Annotated in this window: 17 protein-coding genes; 14 read left to right on the top strand and 3 right to left on the bottom strand. The window is 37.4% G+C overall.

All coding sequences use genetic code 11. The features are described from left to right. The first annotated feature begins 8 nt into the window (after window positions 1-8). The 13 genes from N7548_RS00305 (at window position 9) to N7548_RS00245 (ending at window position 15,790) form a co-directional block, all read left to right on the top strand. Window positions 9-1,511 (top strand): sugar ABC transporter ATP-binding protein, encoded by a 1,503-nt coding sequence (locus tag N7548_RS00305; protein WP_263607380.1) that lies wholly within the window; start codon window positions 9-11, stop codon window positions 1,509-1,511. Window positions 1,512-1,524: 13 nt separating this feature from the next. Continuing rightward, window positions 1,525-2,502 carry an ABC transporter permease subunit gene (locus tag N7548_RS00300; protein WP_263607379.1) on the top strand — a complete coding sequence of 326 codons (978 nt, stop codon included), beginning with the start codon at window positions 1,525-1,527 and terminating at the stop codon, window positions 2,500-2,502. Between the two features lie 38 nt (window positions 2,503-2,540). After that, entirely contained in the window at window positions 2,541-3,704 is a 1,164-nt protein-coding gene (locus N7548_RS00295; protein WP_263607378.1) for a sugar ABC transporter substrate-binding protein, read from the top strand. Window positions 3,705-3,765: 61 nt separating this feature from the next. Then, the gene (locus N7548_RS00290) at window positions 3,766-4,794 is read left to right on the top strand and encodes an ABC transporter permease (RefSeq protein WP_263607377.1); all 1,029 of its coding nucleotides are present in this window, start codon (window positions 3,766-3,768) and stop codon (window positions 4,792-4,794) included. A gap of 95 nt (window positions 4,795-4,889) precedes the next feature. Further along, on the top strand, window positions 4,890-7,139 hold the full coding sequence (locus N7548_RS00285; RefSeq protein ID WP_263607376.1) for a glycoside hydrolase family 2 protein: 2,250 nt from the start codon (window positions 4,890-4,892) through the stop codon (window positions 7,137-7,139). A 93-nt stretch (window positions 7,140-7,232) separates the two neighbouring features. Then, window positions 7,233-8,024, top strand: a complete 792-nt coding sequence (locus N7548_RS00280; protein ID WP_263607375.1) for a Cof-type HAD-IIB family hydrolase — start codon at window positions 7,233-7,235, stop codon at window positions 8,022-8,024. A gap of 189 nt (window positions 8,025-8,213) precedes the next feature. Next, a complete protein-coding gene (locus N7548_RS00275; RefSeq protein ID WP_263607374.1) occupies window positions 8,214-9,695 on the top strand; it encodes a tagaturonate epimerase family protein in 1,482 nt (493 codons plus the stop codon). A 21-nt stretch (window positions 9,696-9,716) separates the two neighbouring features. Next, on the top strand, window positions 9,717-10,790 hold the full coding sequence (locus tag N7548_RS00270) for a PfkB family carbohydrate kinase (protein ID WP_263607373.1): 1,074 nt from the start codon (window positions 9,717-9,719) through the stop codon (window positions 10,788-10,790). A 12-nt stretch (window positions 10,791-10,802) separates the two neighbouring features. Beyond that, the gene (gnd, locus tag N7548_RS00265) at window positions 10,803-12,257 is read left to right on the top strand and encodes a decarboxylating NADP(+)-dependent phosphogluconate dehydrogenase (protein WP_263607372.1); all 1,455 of its coding nucleotides are present in this window, start codon (window positions 10,803-10,805) and stop codon (window positions 12,255-12,257) included. A gap of 10 nt (window positions 12,258-12,267) precedes the next feature. Continuing rightward, complete coding sequence (locus N7548_RS00260; protein WP_263607371.1) at window positions 12,268-13,119, top strand: SDR family oxidoreductase; 852 nt, start codon at window positions 12,268-12,270, stop codon at window positions 13,117-13,119. Between the two features lie 2 nt (window positions 13,120-13,121). Next, window positions 13,122-14,387, top strand: a complete 1,266-nt coding sequence (locus N7548_RS00255; protein ID WP_263607370.1) for a nickel-dependent putative hexonate epimerase — start codon at window positions 13,122-13,124, stop codon at window positions 14,385-14,387. Window positions 14,388-14,413: 26 nt separating this feature from the next. Next, a complete protein-coding gene (locus N7548_RS00250; protein ID WP_263607369.1) occupies window positions 14,414-14,956 on the top strand; it encodes an ECF transporter S component in 543 nt (180 codons plus the stop codon). 72 nt (window positions 14,957-15,028) lie between these two features. Next, window positions 15,029-15,790 carry a uridine kinase family protein gene (locus N7548_RS00245; RefSeq protein WP_263607368.1) on the top strand — a complete coding sequence of 254 codons (762 nt, stop codon included), beginning with the start codon at window positions 15,029-15,031 and terminating at the stop codon, window positions 15,788-15,790. Window positions 15,791-15,948: 158 nt separating this feature from the next. Here N7548_RS00245 and N7548_RS00240 read toward each other — a convergent pair whose 3' ends face one another. Further along, the gene (locus tag N7548_RS00240; RefSeq protein WP_263607367.1) at window positions 15,949-16,125 is read right to left on the bottom strand and encodes a hypothetical protein; all 177 of its coding nucleotides are present in this window, start codon (window positions 16,123-16,125) and stop codon (window positions 15,949-15,951) included. Window positions 16,126-16,432: 307 nt separating this feature from the next. On the opposite strand from N7548_RS00240, the gene N7548_RS00235 reads away from it, so the two are divergent. Further along, window positions 16,433-18,076, top strand: coding sequence for a hypothetical protein (locus tag N7548_RS00235; protein ID WP_263607366.1), 1,644 nt, complete (start codon window positions 16,433-16,435; stop codon window positions 18,074-18,076). A gap of 2 nt (window positions 18,077-18,078) precedes the next feature. Here the strand turns inward: N7548_RS00235 and pdxT are convergent, their stop codons facing one another. Together pdxT and pdxS are read right to left on the bottom strand one after the other, a co-directional pair. Then, window positions 18,079-18,651 carry a pyridoxal 5'-phosphate synthase glutaminase subunit PdxT gene (gene pdxT, locus N7548_RS00230; RefSeq protein WP_263607365.1) on the bottom strand — a complete coding sequence of 191 codons (573 nt, stop codon included), beginning with the start codon at window positions 18,649-18,651 and terminating at the stop codon, window positions 18,079-18,081. Further along, complete coding sequence (pdxS, locus tag N7548_RS00225) at window positions 18,651-19,526, bottom strand: pyridoxal 5'-phosphate synthase lyase subunit PdxS (RefSeq protein WP_263607364.1); 876 nt, start codon at window positions 19,524-19,526, stop codon at window positions 18,651-18,653. The genes pdxT and pdxS overlap by 1 nt, the downstream gene beginning before the upstream one ends. Window positions 19,527-19,678 lie beyond the last annotated feature (152 nt).

The raw sequence follows: 19,678 nt of genomic DNA, 5'->3' as shown, positions 1-19,678 counted from the left end.
GAATAATTATGCATGAGCCTTTAATGAAGATTTTAAAAATGAGCAAAAACTTTGGACCAACAAAAGCTTTGAAATCCGTAGATGTCTCATTTTATAATGGGGAAATTAGGGGATTGGTTGGCGAAAATGGTAGTGGAAAATCTACAATTACCTCTATCATTTCAGGTATGCAAAGACAATCAGATGGTAAGATGTATTTTCGAAATGCATTATGGCAACCCCAAAGCATGGCAGAAGCTCAAAAGTTTGGTATTGGTATGGTGCTTCAAGAGGCATCTACTATTAAGAACGTAACGGTAGCAGAAAATATATATGCTGGTAACTTTGACCTTTTCACAAAGTTCGGAATTTTAGACAAAAATAAAATGAACAGAGCTGCTAGCGAATTACTTAAAAAACTTGGTATAAACCATATAAATGCGACTGATATGATCAATAAATATAATTATGAGGATTGTAAATTGATCGAAATTGCACGTTGTATGCGCGACGACTTAGAAATATTGATTTTAGACGAGACTACAACAGCTATTTCCCATGAAGGTCGTGATTTAGTCTATAAAATCATGCAGAGATTTAAACAAGAAGGTAAGAGTGTCATCTTTATTTCACATGACATCAATGAAATTATCTCGCAATGTACCCATCTTTCTGTTTTAAGGGATGGGCAGATTGTTGGTCATTTAGAACCTGAAGACATGCATAAAAATGATGTGGTTCAACGGATAAGAACTTTGATGGTCGGTAGGGATATCGGTGATGAATATTATAGAAAAGATTATGATTATAGTTGTTCACCTGACGTCGCATTAGAGTTTAATAACGTCAGTGTTGGTGATTTGAAACGTATTTCATTTCAATTGCATAAAGGTGAAATTCTCGGCTTCGGAGGCTTAAATGGTTCGGGAATGCATATCATTGCCCGTGCAGCATTTGGACTAGAAACACCTGACGAAGGTGAAGTATTACGACATGGACAAATTGTCAAAAATCCACATGATGCAATCACTAAAGACATCGGTTTTATCTCGAAAAATCGTGATGAAGAGGCTGTTGTACTAAAAGCATCTATACTAGAAAATATCGTTTTGCCTTCACTGAGCCAGTTAAAGAAATTTGGTTTTGTTAATCCACTTAAAGAGAAGAAAATCAGTAAAAAGGAAATGAACTTTTACAGTATAAAAGCTCGAAATGTATCACAGATTGTGAATACCTTAAGTGGTGGCAACAAACAAAAAGTATCTTTCGCGAAATGGACTTCAAGAAATTCAGAAGTGATTATCATGGTATGTCCAACACGTGGTGTGGACGTTGGTGTAAAACAATCGATGTATAAATTAATGTATCAAATGAAAAAACAAGGTAAATCCATCTTAATGATTAGTGAAGAATTGCCAGAACTAATTGGGATGTCGGATCGTATTATCATTATGAAAAACAATGAGATAACCAAAGAGTTTTACAGAAGTGAACAACTATCAGAACAAGATATTATCCAGTACATGATTTAAGGAGTGGTAAACCATGAAAAGCAAATACTTAAATTCAGTTTTCAACTTCATCAAAGACCATAACCTTATCTCTTATTCGGGTTTTATAGTTGTTTCCATTTTGTTCGTTATTTATAGTGGTAGAAGACTTGAATATAACATTGGCGTTTTACTTCAAACGGTGTCACCCTACATCATAATTGCACTGGGTGGTGTTTTGATATATTCTTTAGGGAATTTGGATATTAGTATTGGACAACAAATTGGTGTTTATATCATTTTGATGGTCATGATTACCAATGCTTTAGGAGCAACATTCTTTACACTTTTTATCGCATTCATGGTTATTTTAGTTTTAGCGTTATTTAGTGGTTGGATCAATGCATATATATCAGCCCAGTTAAAACTACCCTCAATTGTCACTTCACTATTTCTCATGTTTATATTCACAGGTGTTCAATTTTTGTTGATGTCAAGCACAGGGGTCAATAGCATTAACTTAAATATCCGGATTAGACCAACCAATCGCGAGGATTACAACGTGTTATTATTAGTAATTATTATTATATTTTCGCTCATATATTCGTATATATTTAGGTTCACCAATGTTGGAAAATACATTCGCATTATTGGTGCAAATACAAAAGTAGCGGTTCAATCAGGGATTCAAGTTAGCAAGTATAAAATTTATGCGTATTTTGGTTTTGCTGTAATGATTGCTGTGGGGTCGTTCTTAATTTTGATGAGAACAGGTTCAGCAGGTAATGGTACGGGTTCAGGTTATCATCTCGATTTAATGGTAATTCTTATATTGGGAGGTATGCCACTGTCTGGTGGAATGAAATCCAAAATGAGTAGTGCTATTATAGGCTCACTCATATTTGTTCTACTGTCAAATGTGCTTGCAACGATGGGTGTTTCGATGATTATGATTAATCTAGTTAAAGCACTCATATTCATTGTCATCGTATTATTAACTTCAAGGTCTAAAGATTTAATATTGCCAAGGTAATAATGTAGAGATTACATTTACATAAAAAGGAGAAAAGTATGAAAAAGTTAGTTTTATTTGCATTGGTTTTGTTTTCAATCGTTTCATTATCCGCATGCAAAAACGACGTAAAATTACAACATTTTACAATCGGTGTTGCACATTATAGTGATAGCGGTCCATCTGTAACAGCTATCAAGAGCTATCTTGAAGGTCTAGGAGAAGCGCTGGACTTTGAGGTCATTTACACGAAATTGACCCAAACAGATGAAGCAACCAACTTGACTAAGATTCAAGAACTAATCGCTGCTGGCGCAGATGGTATTTTAATTTCAATGGATTTAGGCATGCCTTCCATCGTAGAAGAATGTGAAGCTGCCGGGGTTTATTTAGCTGGTTTTCTATCTGATTTTGATACATCATATAGAGATTCATTTGAAGAAGTATACGAGAGTGAATACTTTTTAGGAACTGTTGCAGACGGCTACATCTCTACTGAAATTGATCGTGGTAATTCATTTTTCCGTTCATTGATTGAGTATAACACAGCTAACCCAACAGAAATAATTGATCATGTTTCAATGGTCGTGTTTCCTACTTGGGCATTTCCTACACACCACACTGCAGCCGCTCAATTTGTTGCAGCTGTGAACGAATATAATAAAACTGCTACAAATCCAATCACCGTAGATCCACTTGATTCTGAAGTTGATATCATTTCGTTTAGACCGATTAGTAGCACTTACTTTACTAAGCATCCTGGTATTGATGCAGTCATTAGTTTTGCAGCAGGCGCAGGTTTCGTTTACCCTCCAATGGTAAATGCGGGCTTACACAACTCATTAAAAATCTTTACATCTGGGTGGGAACAAGGCATGGACGATAACTTTGCCACCACTGGTGCAAAAACATACCAACACACTGAGGTTGTTGCTATTGAGTCCCTTACATACTCATTGGTATTAATGTTGAATAAACTATATGGTGTTGAATTTGATGATATGCCAGAGGTAGCTCAACGAATCAGTCTTGAACCGATAGTCATCAATAGTGAGTCTGATTTGACAAAATTCAAAACGAACATTTACTATACAGGTTTATATGAGGATGCATTTTTAGATTCAGATGCTGTATTAAACTTAACAGCATTTGGCAATAGCAATTCAACATATGCAGGCTTGTTAGAAGCGTTATCACAAATGACAATTAACGATATTCAATAAAAATATGTGTAGTTGAGGGTGCAAAATGCACCCTCAAGAAACACAAAAGGATGATTAAATTATGAGCATAAAGACCAAAACCACATCTCTATTAAAAAGAATCGGATTATCTGCACTGTTCCCAGTTGCTATGTTTTTAGTCATGGTACTTGTTACAGTGACCAATGAAAATGCTTATGTAAATGGAAAATACATATATTTGGGTTCAGACTTGATCAATACTGTCGTGTTAGGCACATGTCTATCTGTCTCTATTTCATTGGCAATCCGTTTACAACTTAAAAATGGACGATTTGATTTCTCATTAGGCGCATCCATCGCATTAACAGGAATCATAGCAGGTAATATTGGTTTGATGACGGGGAGCCCTGTTATCGCATTAATTTCAGCTGTCGTGATTGCAGTCATTCTTTCTACAGTGATTGGTTTAGTCTATGTAATAGGTAGAGTTCCGATTGTAATAACATCTATTGGGATGACATTATTATACGAGTCTATCACATATTTAATTTTTGATGGCACAGGAATTTTCGGGTTTTATTCTCAAGAAAAACTCTCGTTTTTCGGTAGAATTCCACTCATCTTCATCCCTGTGGCACTAGCCGTATTACTTTATATTTTGTTTAATGAAGTATTGACAATAGGTTATAAGAGCAAAATGCTCGCAAATAATCAACATGCTGCCATAAATGTAGGAATTAATGAAACTAGAAATGTTATTTTGACCTATGTTTTTAATGGTTTAATTATAGGACTTGCAGCGATTATTTACGTTTCACAAAATGAAATTCCGCCACAATCAAACCTATCTACTGCAAGCATTATGTTCTCATACATTGTTCCGGTTTATATGGGCATCATCATTGGAAGTGTATCAAAAGATTATATAGGCATCATCATGGCAGCTATTGCTATGCAATTCTTATATTACGGTTTAGATACCATCAATCTAGGTGATGGTGGAATTGAAAGAATTATTATGGGAATGTTTGTATTTGGATTTTATGCTGTGTCAGCACAGTCTTTTAGAGTTCGTCAGTTTGTGCAAAAACTTAAAAAAAATAAGACAGCCAATACTACGACAAATTAGTCGTTTTTATAGATTGAAAATCTCCTCCTAATCCAGAATAACGGAACTATATGTTCCGTTATTGTCTGAAAAAGGTGCAGTCAAGGATGGATAAAATGAAAAAAATCAACATCAACAATGATTGGTACTTTACGAAAGATGACATTGAAAATCAACCTACTTGGACAAAAATATCATTACCACATACATGGAATAATATTGACGGACAAGATGGTGGAAGTGACTACTATAGAAGCGTCTGTCATTATCGAAAATCGTTGCGTATCAGTGATATTTCAGGCGCTCTATACTTAGAGTTTGAAGGTGCCAATAGCGTTTCTACGGTGTATTTTAATGGGATTTTATTAGGTACACATAAGGGTGGATACTCAAAATTTAGATTCGATATCAGTGGTTTAGCTTTAATCGGTGAAAATCATATTTTAGTGAGTGTGGATAATTCTCATCATGAAGAAGTATTCCCGTTAATGGCAGATTTTACATTTTATGGTGGCTTATATAGAGATGTGTTTCTCATTCAAACCAACACAATTGCTTTTTATCTAATGGATGAAGCCTCCGATGGCGTATATGTGTTTCAAGATGATGTTACATCTCAATATACTAGATTTCGAGTAAAATCAATGATATTTAACCGGGATATCTCACAAACAGTTGATGTTTTAATCCGATTAAATGATGCGAAATCCAAAACCGTTTTAAGTGATTTAAGACAGCTTCCTGTGAAGGGTCTTAATATATCAGAAGTTTCATTAGTTTTAGAAAATCCGCATTTATGGCAGGGAATTGATGACCCGTATTTGTATACTTTAACTGTGAGTTTAATCAAGAATAATATGATTTTAGATAGTAGAGAGATTGCCATAGGGTTTAGAAAGCTTTTAAAAACTGAAAATGGTCTATTCCTAAATGGGAAAAAAATAAGATTAAATGGTGTTTCAAGACATCAGGACATTCAAGGCTATGGTAATTGCTTAACCAAATCCATGATGGAAGAGGATATTAAGCAAATCTCCAAATTAGGTGCAAATGCTATTCGATTAGCACATTATCAGCATCATGATTATTTTTATGAATTATGTGATCGTTATGGTTTCATGGTTTGGGCAGAAATCCCATTTATTTCAAGAGGATCAAAAACCGATACATTGGGTTTGAATGCGCACCAACAACTCAAAGAACTTATACTTCAAAATATGAATCACTCATCAATTGTCATCTGGGGTATTCAAAATGAAATCACAGCTTTTGGAAAAAATGATGGTGTTGAAAACGTGGTTATATCATTGGTAAATTTAGCTAAAACGCTAGATCAAAATCGTTTAACTGTGCAAGCTCAATTGGCAAGACAACCAATCATTGACTCGATTCATACACATACTGATTTACTTGGATATAACTTATACTTTGGTTGGTATATGGGTAAAGTTGAAGACTTCGATTCATGGTTGTCTCATTATGAACATACAAAACCAAATGAGTTATTAGCCATTAGTGAGTATGGTGTTGAAGCAATCGTAGAGTACCATTCTGATCAACCACAAATGCAGGATTATACGGAAGAGTATCAGGCTATATGGCACGAGAAATCTTACAGCATATTTAGCAAATATGATTTTATATGGGGAACATTCGTCTGGAACATGTACGACTTCGCTTCTGATTTTCGAGAAAGTGGTGAGTTTAAAGGAAAAAACTTTAAAGGATTAGTAACTTTTGACCACAAGGTGTTAAAAGATGCTTACTATTTTTATCAAGCAAAATGGCTTAAAACCCCAATGCTACACATCACTTCTAAACGATTTAAGTATCGACATCAAAGAGACATTATTTTAAAAGTTTATTCTAATCAACACAATATACAGGTAAGTCATAATGGGGTATCCATCAGTCAGATATTCAAAGATGATGTAGTCTTCACTGCACCGATTCACCTAGAGCTTGGTAAAAATGAAATCATTGTCAAAGCCAATGGTTTGGTGGAATCTGTTGAATGGATTACTGTTGATCAACCAGTTTTACAATACACTTATCAAAAACAAAATACAGTCAATAATGTGTTTGGCATTAATCCTTCAGATTGGATAGATACGGTTTCAAATGAGGATGCATTGGAAAACATAAAACCGGACTATTTTAGTATTTATGATACCATTCATGAAGTAATAAATCATCCAGAAGCAAAACAAGTATTTAATCAATATTTTCATTCTATGGATGAGAAAACAACTTTAGCAAACATTCGTAGTATGAGTATTAAAATGATCACGAGTTATAATTCCAAGTTGTTGCCAAAAGCGCTTATGGTAGCCTTAAACAAAGCATTACAGAAAATTAAAAAATAAGTAGAATACCTGAAGTAAATTTGAATTATGAATAGTCAAACATAAGTTTAAGAATAATAATAGTGTATAATGGCACTGGAGTGCTGATAAATTATGAAAATGATTATTGCTGATTTAGATGGGACATTGGTCAATAAAAAAGAGATGTCCGACAAAACCAAACAAACCATACTACGCCTTCAAAACGAAGGCTATGTATTCACCCTTGCGACTGGACGTCATAAAGACGCGGTTAAATCAATGGCTAAAACGCTCAACATTAAATGGCCGATTATTTGTACCAACGGTGCGATGATCTATGATTTTAATCAACAAAAAGTATTACATCAAGATGTCATCGAACCCACGGTGGCTAATCGAGTTTTAGCCCTATTAAACCAACATCAAACCGATTATCTTTTATACACCACACAAGTCATCGTTTCAAACCAAAGCGCGAAAGCATTGTTAGAATCGCGCATTGGTACCTTTGAATCTGTGGTGGTTGAATCCGAACAGATTGAACCTTATTTAAAGCAAGGGTTGTTAAAAATCCTGATCATTGAACCCAATGAACATAAGTTTAATACCTTAAGAACAACATTATCTCGAATCGATGACGTTTATGTTTTATCTTCTCAAGCTTCATTTATCGATGTGGGCAATAAAATCGCGAGTAAAGGCAGAGCTTTAAATATTCTATGTGAACATTTAGGGATACCTTTAACCGAAGTTTTGTCGATTGGTGATCAAGAAAATGACTTATCGATGGTTCAAATTGCTGGCATCGGTGTAGCGATGGGCGATGGCGAAACTACCTTAAAAGAAAACGCGTCTTATGTGACCAAAACCTTTAAAGAAGATGGGTTTACACACGCTATCAACACATTCATATTCAAACAGTAAACACGGCTATCAACGGTGCTATAAAAAGTGTCGTTGATAAAAATGTGTCCGCATATATAAACAGTGTTTACAAAATAAAAAATGTGGTAAAATAGTATTATGGTAGCGGTTGCTTATTCATAAAAATGGTCATTCATTTTTAAGCAAGCCTATTTCTAAAGGAAATATATACACAAGAGGAGAGAACATATGTCAAACAAAAACACGGATTTTTTAAAGGCATTATCGGGCATTCAAGGTGTCTATGGATCAAAGGTATATCCTAAATCCATTCAACAAGTCGAAGATACTTACGTTTGGATGCAAGCAGCACCACACGCAGATGAATTGGTAGCTTATGGCAGATTAGCAAACCAATTTAAGGGTCAAATTGATGATGTTTCAGGAGTACCTGTGGTCATCGCACCACTCACCTTTGAAAATGGACAAGTACTGAGAAGATTGTTCCCATTTACCAAACCCATCCCTGTTTTAAATAAACAAAGAAGTTTTGGTTTAGGTGACCGTTTGGGTCTAGCAACCCCAGGACATGCGCGTGTGTTTAAACAATACGATGCTTATCCAATTTTTGCTCAACAATCCATCAGAGAACTCACATTAACCCATAGAACCTATGAGGACGTGTTAGATGCTGCGTCATTTGGTGCGTTTAAAGTGGGATTCACCAGAGGCTTTGGTGCTGATGGTGACCATTTAAAGAAACCAGAAGACATTAAGTACGCGTTATCTTTAGGGTTTACAATGATTACTTTGGACGCGAGTGACTATATTCGAAATGATGTAAATCACATGACCGATGAACAAGTTCGTCGTGAAGTTCAAATCGATGACATGCTTAAAAAGCGTTATTTAGGTCACCCAATTCAAATTGAACACAGTGTGGTAGAGTTTTCTGAAAATGAATTGAACCGTTGTGTCTTGGTTTATGGAAAAGCCATCGAATTCGCAGCCAAAATTTATCAAACATTCTTTATCGATCAAAAAGCCGAAGCGAACTTCGAGCTATCCATCGATGAAACCTCTACACCAACCACCCCGGCACAACACTATTTTGTTGCGAACGAATTGAAACTCAGAGGGGTTAAACTCGATACGTTGGCACCACGATTCTGTGGTGAATTCCAAAAAGGGATTGACTATGTAGGCGATATCAAGCAATTTGAAGTCGAACTCATGGTACACGCTGCGATTGCGAGACATTTTGGTTATAAGTTATCGATTCACTCAGGGTCAGATAAATTCTCAATCTTTACATTGATTGGTAAACACACCAGAGGTCATTTCCATGTGAAAACCGCTGGCACCAACTGGCTTGAAGCGATGCGTGTCGTTTCCGCGAAAGCACCGAAGCTTTATCGCGACATCCACGCCTACGCCATCAGCATGTTTGGTGAAGCTCAAAAGTTCTATCATGTAACGACCGATTTAAACCGTATACCAGCATTAGAAACTTTAAAGGATGAAGAACTACCAAACTTGTTCCATAACAACGATGCTAGACAACTCATCCACATCACTTATGGGTTCATCTTAAATCATAAAAATGAACAAGGTGAATTTGTATTTAGAAACCAATTATTCGCTTTATGGCGCGATGAAGCACAAACCTATAGCGATATGTTATATGCCCATATCGGGATGCATTTAGAGCTTTTATACAAAGGATTTTAATATTTCAGGGGAGAACATTGTATGAAATTCAGAGAACACAGCAAGTACGCACTCGTATCACCATCGTCGATGGGGGTTAGAATCACCCCATTTGACAGACAACCTGTCCACACTTCAAGCCTATTTCAGATGCAAGCTACATCGGCTGAAACGAATGTTTTAAGCATCTCTGCAGCGCTTGGACTCAAAACCAAAGTGTTGACCAAATTTGTTAAAGATAGCCCAGTCGCTTTACTCATCAAAAATGATTTAAGACGTCGTGGGATTGACTTTGAAGGTAAAGACATTGAACAAGGTGGCCCTTGGGGCTATCGTCACCAATTTAACATCGCCGATAGTGGTTATGGGATGCGTGGACCACGCGTTCAAAACGACCGCGCTGGTGAAGTAGGCAGAACGATTGCTTTGGAAGACTTTGACTTAAACCGCATCTTTAAAGAAGAAGGCGTACAATTATTACACCTCTCAGGACTCATCGTGGCGTTATCGAAAGAAACCAGTGCGTTTTGTTTAGAACTCGCGCGTTTCGCGAAAGCCAATGGTACTGTGATTTCATTCGATTTAAACTACCGTGCATCATTCTGGAAAAATAGAAAAGAAGAACTATCCAAAGTCTTTAAAGAAATCGCTTCTTTAACCGATATTTTAATTGGTAATGAAGAAGACTTCCAGCTCGCTTTAGATGTCCATGGACCTGAAGCTGGTGGGAAAGATATTTCAAAACAAATTGACAGTTTTAAAGGCTTGATAGATAATGTTAAGAAAGCATTCCCGAACGCATCGACTTACGCAACTACACTCCGTCAAGTGGAAGATGCGAATGAGCATTATTGGGGTGCGATATTGAACCAAGGGTCAGAATGGGTCGTCGTTGAACCGAGACGCATTCGTGTTTTAGACCGCATTGGTGGTGGCGACGGGTTCGTCGGTGGCCTCTTATATGGTCTATTAAAAGGATTTTCTTTAGAAAACTGTGCACATTTCGCCTGGGCGAGCGGTGCTTATGTTACAACTGTAGTAGAGGACTTCGGTTTGCCTGCAGATGAAGAGGTCATTTGGAGTATCTACGAAGGCAACGCTCGAGTGAAGCGTTAAAAGGAGAACAACATGGAAAAATTATCAGATATTGGATTAACTGGACTCGCCGTGATGGGGGAAAACCTCGTCTTAAATATGGCGTCTAAGGGGTTTCAAGTCACTGCTCACGCACGTCAACAAAGCCGTGTCGATGAATTCTTGAATACCCGTGCTAAAGGCTTACCAATCATTGGTACCAACGATTTAAAAACATTGGTCCAATCCCTAAAGAAACCAAGAAAAGTCATGATGATGATCAAAGCAGGTGACCCTGTCGATCAAGTCATTGAACAATTGTTACCGTTATTAGAACCAGGCGATATCATCATCGATGGTGGAAACTCCCACTATCCAGATACCGTTAGAAGAACCAAATATGTGGAATCTAAAGGGTTCTATTACATTGGTACAGGTGTATCTGGTGGTGAAGAAGGCGCGTTACTTGGACCTTCCATCATGCCAGGGGGATCCCCTCAAGCATGGCCAACCGTCAAACCAATATTCCAAGCCATCGCAGCCAAAGTCGCGGATGGTTCAGTCTGCTGTGACTGGGTGGGCGAAGATGGCGCAGGCCACTTCGTTAAGATGGTCCATAACGGGATTGAGTATGGCGATATCCAACTCATCACCGAAGCGTATCATTTGATGAGAAACGTCTTAAGCATGTCTGCCGATGAAATGGCGGATGTGTTTAAAGCTTGGAATAAAACAGAACTAGACAGTTATTTGATTGAAATCACAGGGGAAATCCTCTCCTTTAAAGATGAAGATGGACAACCACTCATCGATAAAATTTTAGATACCGCTGGTCAAAAAGGGACTGGTAAATGGACAGCCGTACAATCATTAGAAGATTCAGTACCTCTAACCCTCATTACAGAAGCCGTTTATGCCCGTTTCATTTCTTCGATGAAGGAAGAACGTTTGGTCGCTTCTAAAGCATTTAAAGCGGTACCTGTTTCCTTTAAAGGCGACAAACAAGCCTTCATTGAAGACATTAAAAAAGCATTATACGCAGCGAAGATTGTTTCATATGCTCAAGGCTACGCTTTGATGAAAGCGGCTGCGAAAACCAACAACTGGAATTTAAATTATGGCGGTATCGCTTTGATGTGGCGTGGTGGCTGTATCATCCGTTCTGTGTTCTTAGGTAAGATTAAAGAAGCGTTTGAACAAAACCCTAACCTAGCCAACCTATTGTTAGACCCTTATTTTAAAGATGTGGTTGAAAACATGACGGGTGCTTGGCGCAATGTCATCTCAACAGCTGTATTGAATGGGATTCCTACCCCTGCAATGTCAGCAGCGTTAAACTATTTTGATTCGTATCGTACCGATAAATTGCCAGCCAACCTATTACAAGCTCAAAGAGATTTCTTCGGTGCCCATACATATGAAAGAACCGACAAACCAAGAGGCGAATTCTTCCATACCAACTGGACCGGTCGTGGTGGTAAAACATCCTCAACGACTTATAACGTATAGGAGAAATGCCATGAGCTATCCTTTACAGTTTGATTTATCCAATAAAGTCATCGTCGTCACCGGCGGTGCAGGTGTCTTAGGCACAGAATTTTCGAAAGCTTGTGCACAAGCAGGCGGTAAAGTTGTTATTTTAGGCAGAAGTTTAGAAAAAGCAGAAAAACTCGCTTCCGAAATTAGAGCTTCAGGTCAACAAGCGTTGGCAGTATCCGCAGACGTTTTGAATAGAAGTTCAATCGAAGTGGCACATCAACTCATTAAAAACACCTTTGGACCTGTCGATATTTTGATCAATGGTGCTGGTGGGAATGACCCTAAAGCAACCACATCCGATGAGTATTTTAACCCTCAAGCTTTAGAGACCGAAGGGGCGAAACACTTTTTCAATATGGATTTAGATGGTTTTAACTATGTGTTTGGATTAAACTTCACGGGATCGTTGATTCCTTCACAAGTGTTTGGTAAAGACATGGTTGGTAGAAAAGGTTGTAGCATTCTAAACATCTCATCGATGAGTGCCTTTAACCCACTCACCAAAATCCCTGCTTATAGCGCAGCCAAAGCAGCGATTAACAATTTTACCCAATGGATGGCTGTACACTTCGCGAAAGAAGGCATCCGTGTCAATGCGTTGGCACCAGGCTTCTTCGTGACAGAACAAAACAAAAATCTATTGATTAAACCAGATGGGTCTTTAAGTGACCGTTCCCTCAAAATCATTGGCAGTACACCGATGAAACGCTTTGGTGAACCAAGCGAACTCATCGGTACGTTACTCTGGCTCATTGATCCAAAACAATCGGCGTTCGTTACTGGTGTGGTCGTCCCTGTCGATGGCGGATTTAACGCCTATTCTGGTGTATAACTATGGAATTATTCTTTAGAGAACAAAGCCCTGAAGGGTTATCCAAAGAAGACATTTTAAAAGGGTTAAAACAATCACTTGAAGGTAAAACCTTAAAGAAAGTATTGTTGATTCCACCCGATTTTACCCGTTTTCATTCCAATGCAGGATTGATTACGAACTTATACTATCATCTACTCAAAGACCACGTTCAAGTGGACATTCTACCAGCTTTAGGTACCCATGAACCGATGAGTTCTTCTGAACTCGATGAAATGTATGGTGATATTCCTCATGACAGATTCATTGTCCACAACTGGCGTGAAGACATCGTCCATGTGGGTGAGGTCCCTGGCGATTATATCGCATCCATCACCGATGGGTTATGGGATCGAGGCGTTGGGATGGAAGTGAATCGTCTCATCATGGACCCAAATTATGATTTGATTGTTTCGATTGGTCAAGTGGTCCCTCATGAAGTCATCGGTATGGCGAACCACGCGAAAAACGTGTTTGTGGGGTGTGGCGGTAAAACCACCATCAACCAATCCCACATGATTGGCGCTGTATACGGCATGGAACGCATGATGGGTAAAGACTTTACCCCTGTCCGTAAATTACTCGATTACGCCTTAGAACACTTCTTAAAAGACAGACCACTCATCTTCGTTTTAACCGTAACCACCGCACCTAAAAATGTCATCAAGACCCATGGGTTATTCATTGGGGATACCCGTAAGGTCTTAGAAGCAGCGATTGAAGTTTCTCAACAAAAGAACATCAATTTCTTAGACCGTGGGATTAAAAAGTGTGTTGTATACCTAGACCCGAAAGAATTCAAATCGACTTGGTTAGGCAATAAATCGGTATATCGTACCCGTATGGCTATCCAAGATGGTGGAGAATTGATTGTTTTAGCGGCGGGTGTCACTAAGTTTGGTGAAGACCAACGCATCGATCAACTCATTCGCAAGTATGGGTATTGTGGGCGTCTCAATGTCCTAGAATTATTTAAACAAAATGAAGATTTACAAAAGAATATGGGTGCGGCAGCACACTTAATCCATAGTTCATCCGATGGCAGATTCAACATCACCTACGCCGTTAAAAACATCACCAAAGAAGAAGTTCGAGGGGTACATTTTAACGCAGTTGATTACGATGAAGTCGTGAAAAAATATGATCCAACCACGCTAGAACCGGGTTGGAATACCTTGAGTGATGGTGAAGAGATTTTCTTCATCCCTAACCCAGCTTTGGGTTTGTGGATTGACAAGAATCGATTCTAACATCACAAATTGAAAGAGAGAAATTCATGCAAAAAAGTCCTTTATATCCCTTGGTATTATCGAGCTTGATGATTGCGTTAGGGATTGTATTACCGTTTTTAACCGCTTCAAACCCAGCGTTGGGTTCTGTATTCTTACTCATGCATATCCCTGCTTTATTCACAGGTTTAATCCTTGGACCTAAATATGGTCTATTGGTTGGATTGGTTACCCCACTCCTTAGAAGTGTATTGGTAAGCATGCCGCCACTATACCCACAAGCATTGGTCATGTCCTTTGAAATCGGTGCTTATGGTTTATTCGCTGGTCTTACAAAAAAACTATTACCAAAGAAAGATATATTCGCAGTAGTAGCCCTCATTGTTGGGATGCTTTTGGGACGTGCAGTATGGGGATTAGGGGCAGCCATTTTCTACCCACTGGCAGGTCTTAATTTCAGTCTAGATATCTTCGTGAAGGCTGCATTTATCACTGGATTACCTGGTATTGGAATCCAATTGGTTTTAATCCCAGTTTTGTATTTCGCATTAAAGAAAACACATGTACTGGATGCGTTAGAAAATGCCTAAAGGCGAAAACTTAAATAAAACGAAAAAGGCTCTATATAGCCTTTTTATGTTAATGAGAGGAATGCAAAAGTGATGAAAACAAACACAGCATTGGATAAATTTGGTTTTACACTGGTGTATCATAAAAACCATCATTTTGGATTCAATATACACGAAAAAGGTGATTTTTATCTTTCAAAACAGACACTATCACGCTTGGTCGAAGCTTCTATCATGTCCATCCAACCAACAAAGGAAAAAGTGGACTTTGTAATGATTAATCGATACACATATAACCTATTAAAAGTATTGGCTAAAATCGAAGAATTACTGGATAGTAAAAATGAATTGTGGGTTGCGATTGACGGTTATGCAGGTGCTGGTAAAACCACACTTGCTAATCAGTTGGGTTTGATTTTGAATGCTCAGGTGTTTCACACAGATGATTTCTTTAAAAAACCGGTGATGGATACCAATCAACCTTTATCACAGTATGGATCAAATATCGATTATGAAAAAATCAAAGAAACCATCTTTAAACCAGTCGAGTTAAAACAACCTATCCAATATCGACCTTTTGATTTTAAGACTCACAAACATGCTTCGATGATCGAAATACCACACCAACCCATTCATATATTTGAAGGTGCTTTTGTATTACACCCGTATATGAGACAGTCCTATGATTTAAAGGTGTTTTATCATAAACCATTATTCAAACAGTATAAAGACATATTAAAGAGAAATGGGTTTAAACGCCTTTGGAAGTTCATGACAAAATGGATACCAAATGAACGAAGGTATGTCAAAGATTTGAGCATTACGCATCAATGTGACATAATCATAAACTCATAAAAAAGAACCATCCAATACTACTAAGCAATAGTGATACAGTTGGATGGTTTTATTTTCTATAATCGCGGTTAATTGTTGCAATTTTGAAAGTGTGTTTTCAAAAAATAAAAATCCTTAACTTTGAAAAAAACCACAATCTTATCGAAAGTGGCTTTGTATTATCTAAATATAAGTGCGACAACAAATACAACAACGACAAATAATATACCCAATAAGAGACCTAAATAAGAACCGCGATTTCTTTTTTCATCATTGGTTACGTTATCTTTTTGATCAGCTTCACCCTTATCCCAAAGTTGACGCATTTGCGTATTATCTGTACGATTGATTCTCAATTCAATCATCTCCCATAGTTTTATAAGAGTATTATATCGTGAATATATTAAAATCAAAAACAATTTTTTTGAATTCTATTTAGTTATAGTAGATAACAATGTTCATAGTCATAAGATAACTGTTCATTTGCATCCGAAAAATGTGGATCGAAAATGAAAATATTTATACAAATTATTCGATATTAACGAATTTGTGGAATACTAAGAAAAGTTGAAAAATCGCTAGTATTTATATATTATCGATGTTATAATCTAAATATAATGACTCGATGCAAAACTAAAGCATACGTACGAAGGGATTAAACTCATGAAAAAAATTCTTGTATTATCGATGTTCCTGTTAATTATTTTGAGTGGATGTGATGTTTTAACGGCTTTAAAAGCCAGTGAAATTCAGAGTGAAATCAATGCATTTGAAAGTGGCAGTAATCAATTCACTTACACATCTGAAACGAAAACAACCGTTCATATTGGACAGGCTAGAACCATTGACCGGGTCAAGATTGAGGGTAAAATCCAAAAAGACATTGAGTATTATGAACATACCCTAAATAACCAAACATTCGTTCAACAAAAGATTGGCGATACCGTTTATAGTTACACCATGAATAGAGAAGATATCATCAACGGCATTCAGTTTTTCAATCTAACAACTAGAAAGCTTGCTGAGGATGAAACGTTCAATGGTCCAATGACGGAGAATAAACTAGATTTAAATGGTATTAAAATCTCAAGAGATGGTGATGCGTACATATTTGACGGGAAAGCTAAAGACATGTTATCGGATAATGATTTAGCTCAAATAGAAACCATCTATCAACAATCCGGCATTGATCTAGATGAACTATATGAAGTACCAGCTAAACTGAGCATTACCATTTTAGAAGATCAAATGATCCAAATCACTGAAATGGCATTCGATTTGGATCTTGTAAAGATTGAATTATTGATTACATTTACCATGAACTATGGCGAATTTACTGTTAGAGACTTCAATGATCATCGTCTATACAGACAAACCAATTCTCAATTACCAGAAACCATCGATTTAGCTAATCCCATTTATTTTCGCTCATCCCAAGGTGGATTTGCCTATTATAATGCCTATTTTGAAGCAGGTATATATTTTGTGAGTACGAATACACCACAAAACTTATCATCTGGTATCAGCTATGATATTTATGATAACAATCGAGTTTCACAAAGACGCTTTGGTATTCCCATCAATTATGATAGTGACTATTTAGGTGCGTTCTTCGAAATCAAGTCAGATGGCTATTATGACATGTCATTCAAATACAACTTGATTAACTTCTTATATGAAACACGTATTATCCGTACAAACTATACAAACAATGGACTTCAAGAAATAGACAGTGTATTTTTCAACTCAGGTAATATTCATTATGATATCGAAGGTCCATATGATTTTATTGGTTTACAATTCAACACAACCCAAAAGACATTGGTTATATTAGAAAACACACAAGCGTTACCATTCACCAATGTATATGCTATATCAAAGACAAATAAACTTCTAATTGAAGATGGTAGTGAAACCGTATATATGTATCATAAAAATGGTGTGATTGAAGGTAATTTGAAAGTTTCATATTTACCTTTAGAAAACCACGCCACAGATTATGATGATCCTCGGATGAAAATCATGAGCAGCGAATATTCGTTGCCACTGATTTCAACCGAAGCACAAATCATGAAGATTGTTATTGAACAAAAGATTGAATTTAGAATCAGTTTTGATTATTTATATGGTCGACAAAATGGCATCGATATTGGTATTGTGAATGCACTCACCAATGAAAAGACGGTATATAGGTATTATCAAACAATCACTTTATTGCCTGGTACCTATTATTTTGAACCTGTATATAATGAAAATCTTGTGGTATATAGGGTTGCTTTTACACCCGTAACGTATTTTTATGATTGATACTAAACCACAAGATGATTCATCATTGATATAAAGTAGGCATGAACCGTTGTATCTAGGGTGAGTTCAGGATGAAAAGCAGTGACCAACATATTGTGTTGTCTTCCAGCAATCACTTTACCTTGATAGGTAGCTAAGACTTCGAAGTCTTTACCATAAGCATCGATATAAGGTGCCCGGATGAATGTCATCGGAATAACTTTACCATCAAATGGGTGATTGACTTGAAAACTACCCAATTGCCTGCCATAAGCATTTCGTTTGGTATGGACATCGAGTAATCCAAAATGTGAGGTTGTATCATCATCAATCGATTTAGACAGTAAAATCAATCCAGCACAGGTCCCGAATACGGGTAAGCCTTGCTGGATTTTTTCTTTAATGGGTTCATAGAGATTTAAGTCTTTTAATAATTTACCCATGGCGGTTGATTCTCCCCCCGGCAGAATCAAACCGTCCATGGGGCCTTGCAAGTCAGTTAAGTTTCGGATTTGAAAGGATGATACTCCCAATCTATCCAACATCTGTTGATGCTCAATAAAAGCCCCTTGTAAAGCAAGCACACCAATCCTCATTACTTGCCTCGTTCAGCCATTAAGAGGGCGATTTCAGACTCATTGATTCCAACCATGGCTTCACCTAAATCGGTGGAGATTTCAGCCAATATCTTTGGATTGTTGTAGTTGGTAACGGCTTTAACAATCGCTTGAGCACGTTTCTCTGGGTTACCAGATTTAAATATACCAGAACCCACGAATACGCCTTCCGCACCCAGTTGCATCATCAGTGCCGCATCCGCTGGGGTCGCGACGCCACCAGCTGCGAACTGAACGACTGGGAGCTTGCCATATTCATGGACATATTCGATTAAGTCTAGCGATACCCCTAAGTCTTTTTGTAAAACATAGAGTTCGTCTTTCTTTAAAGATTGGATGCGTCTGATTTCTTTTTGAATTTCACGCATGTGTCTCACCGCTTGAATGACATCCCCTGTACCAGGTTCACCCTTGGTACGGATCATCGAAGCCCCTTCACTGATGCGTCTTAAGGCTTCACCTAAGTTCTTAGCCCCACAGACAAAAGGCACTTGAAATGCTTTTTTATCAATGTGATGAATATCATCCGCTGGTGATAAGACCTCAGATTCATCGATATAATCGATTTCTAAGGCTTCTAAGATTTGGGCTTCAACAAAATGTCCAATACGGACTTTCGCCATCACTGGAATCGTCACTGCGTCTTGAATTTCTTTAATCAATTTAGGGTCACTCATTCTAGAAACCCCACCGACTGCGCGAATATCGGCTGGAATTCGTTCTAACGCCATCACAGCAACAGCCCCTGCTTTTTCTGCAATCTTTGCTTGATCAGCATTCATAACGTCCATAATGACACCGCCCTTTAACATTTGAGCGAGTGCTTTATTGAGTACATAACGATCGTTTGACATGATAATACCTCCGAAAGTGCTATAACAACATTTTAGATGGAAAACTGGTATAAGAAAATAACCAGAAAACATTATTATAACCATACCAGTTTAGTATAGTATAATTTGCCTTTTATGGTTAAAAATGAATATTTAAAATATTTGAATGTTAA

It is taken from the genome of Paracholeplasma manati (genome assembly GCF_025742995.1).
Taxonomy (GTDB): domain Bacteria; phylum Bacillota_I; class Bacilli_A; order Acholeplasmatales; family UBA5453; genus Paracholeplasma; species Paracholeplasma manati.
The sequence above is the reverse complement of the archived record's forward strand: the minus strand, read 5'-3'. Positions and strand labels throughout refer to the sequence as shown.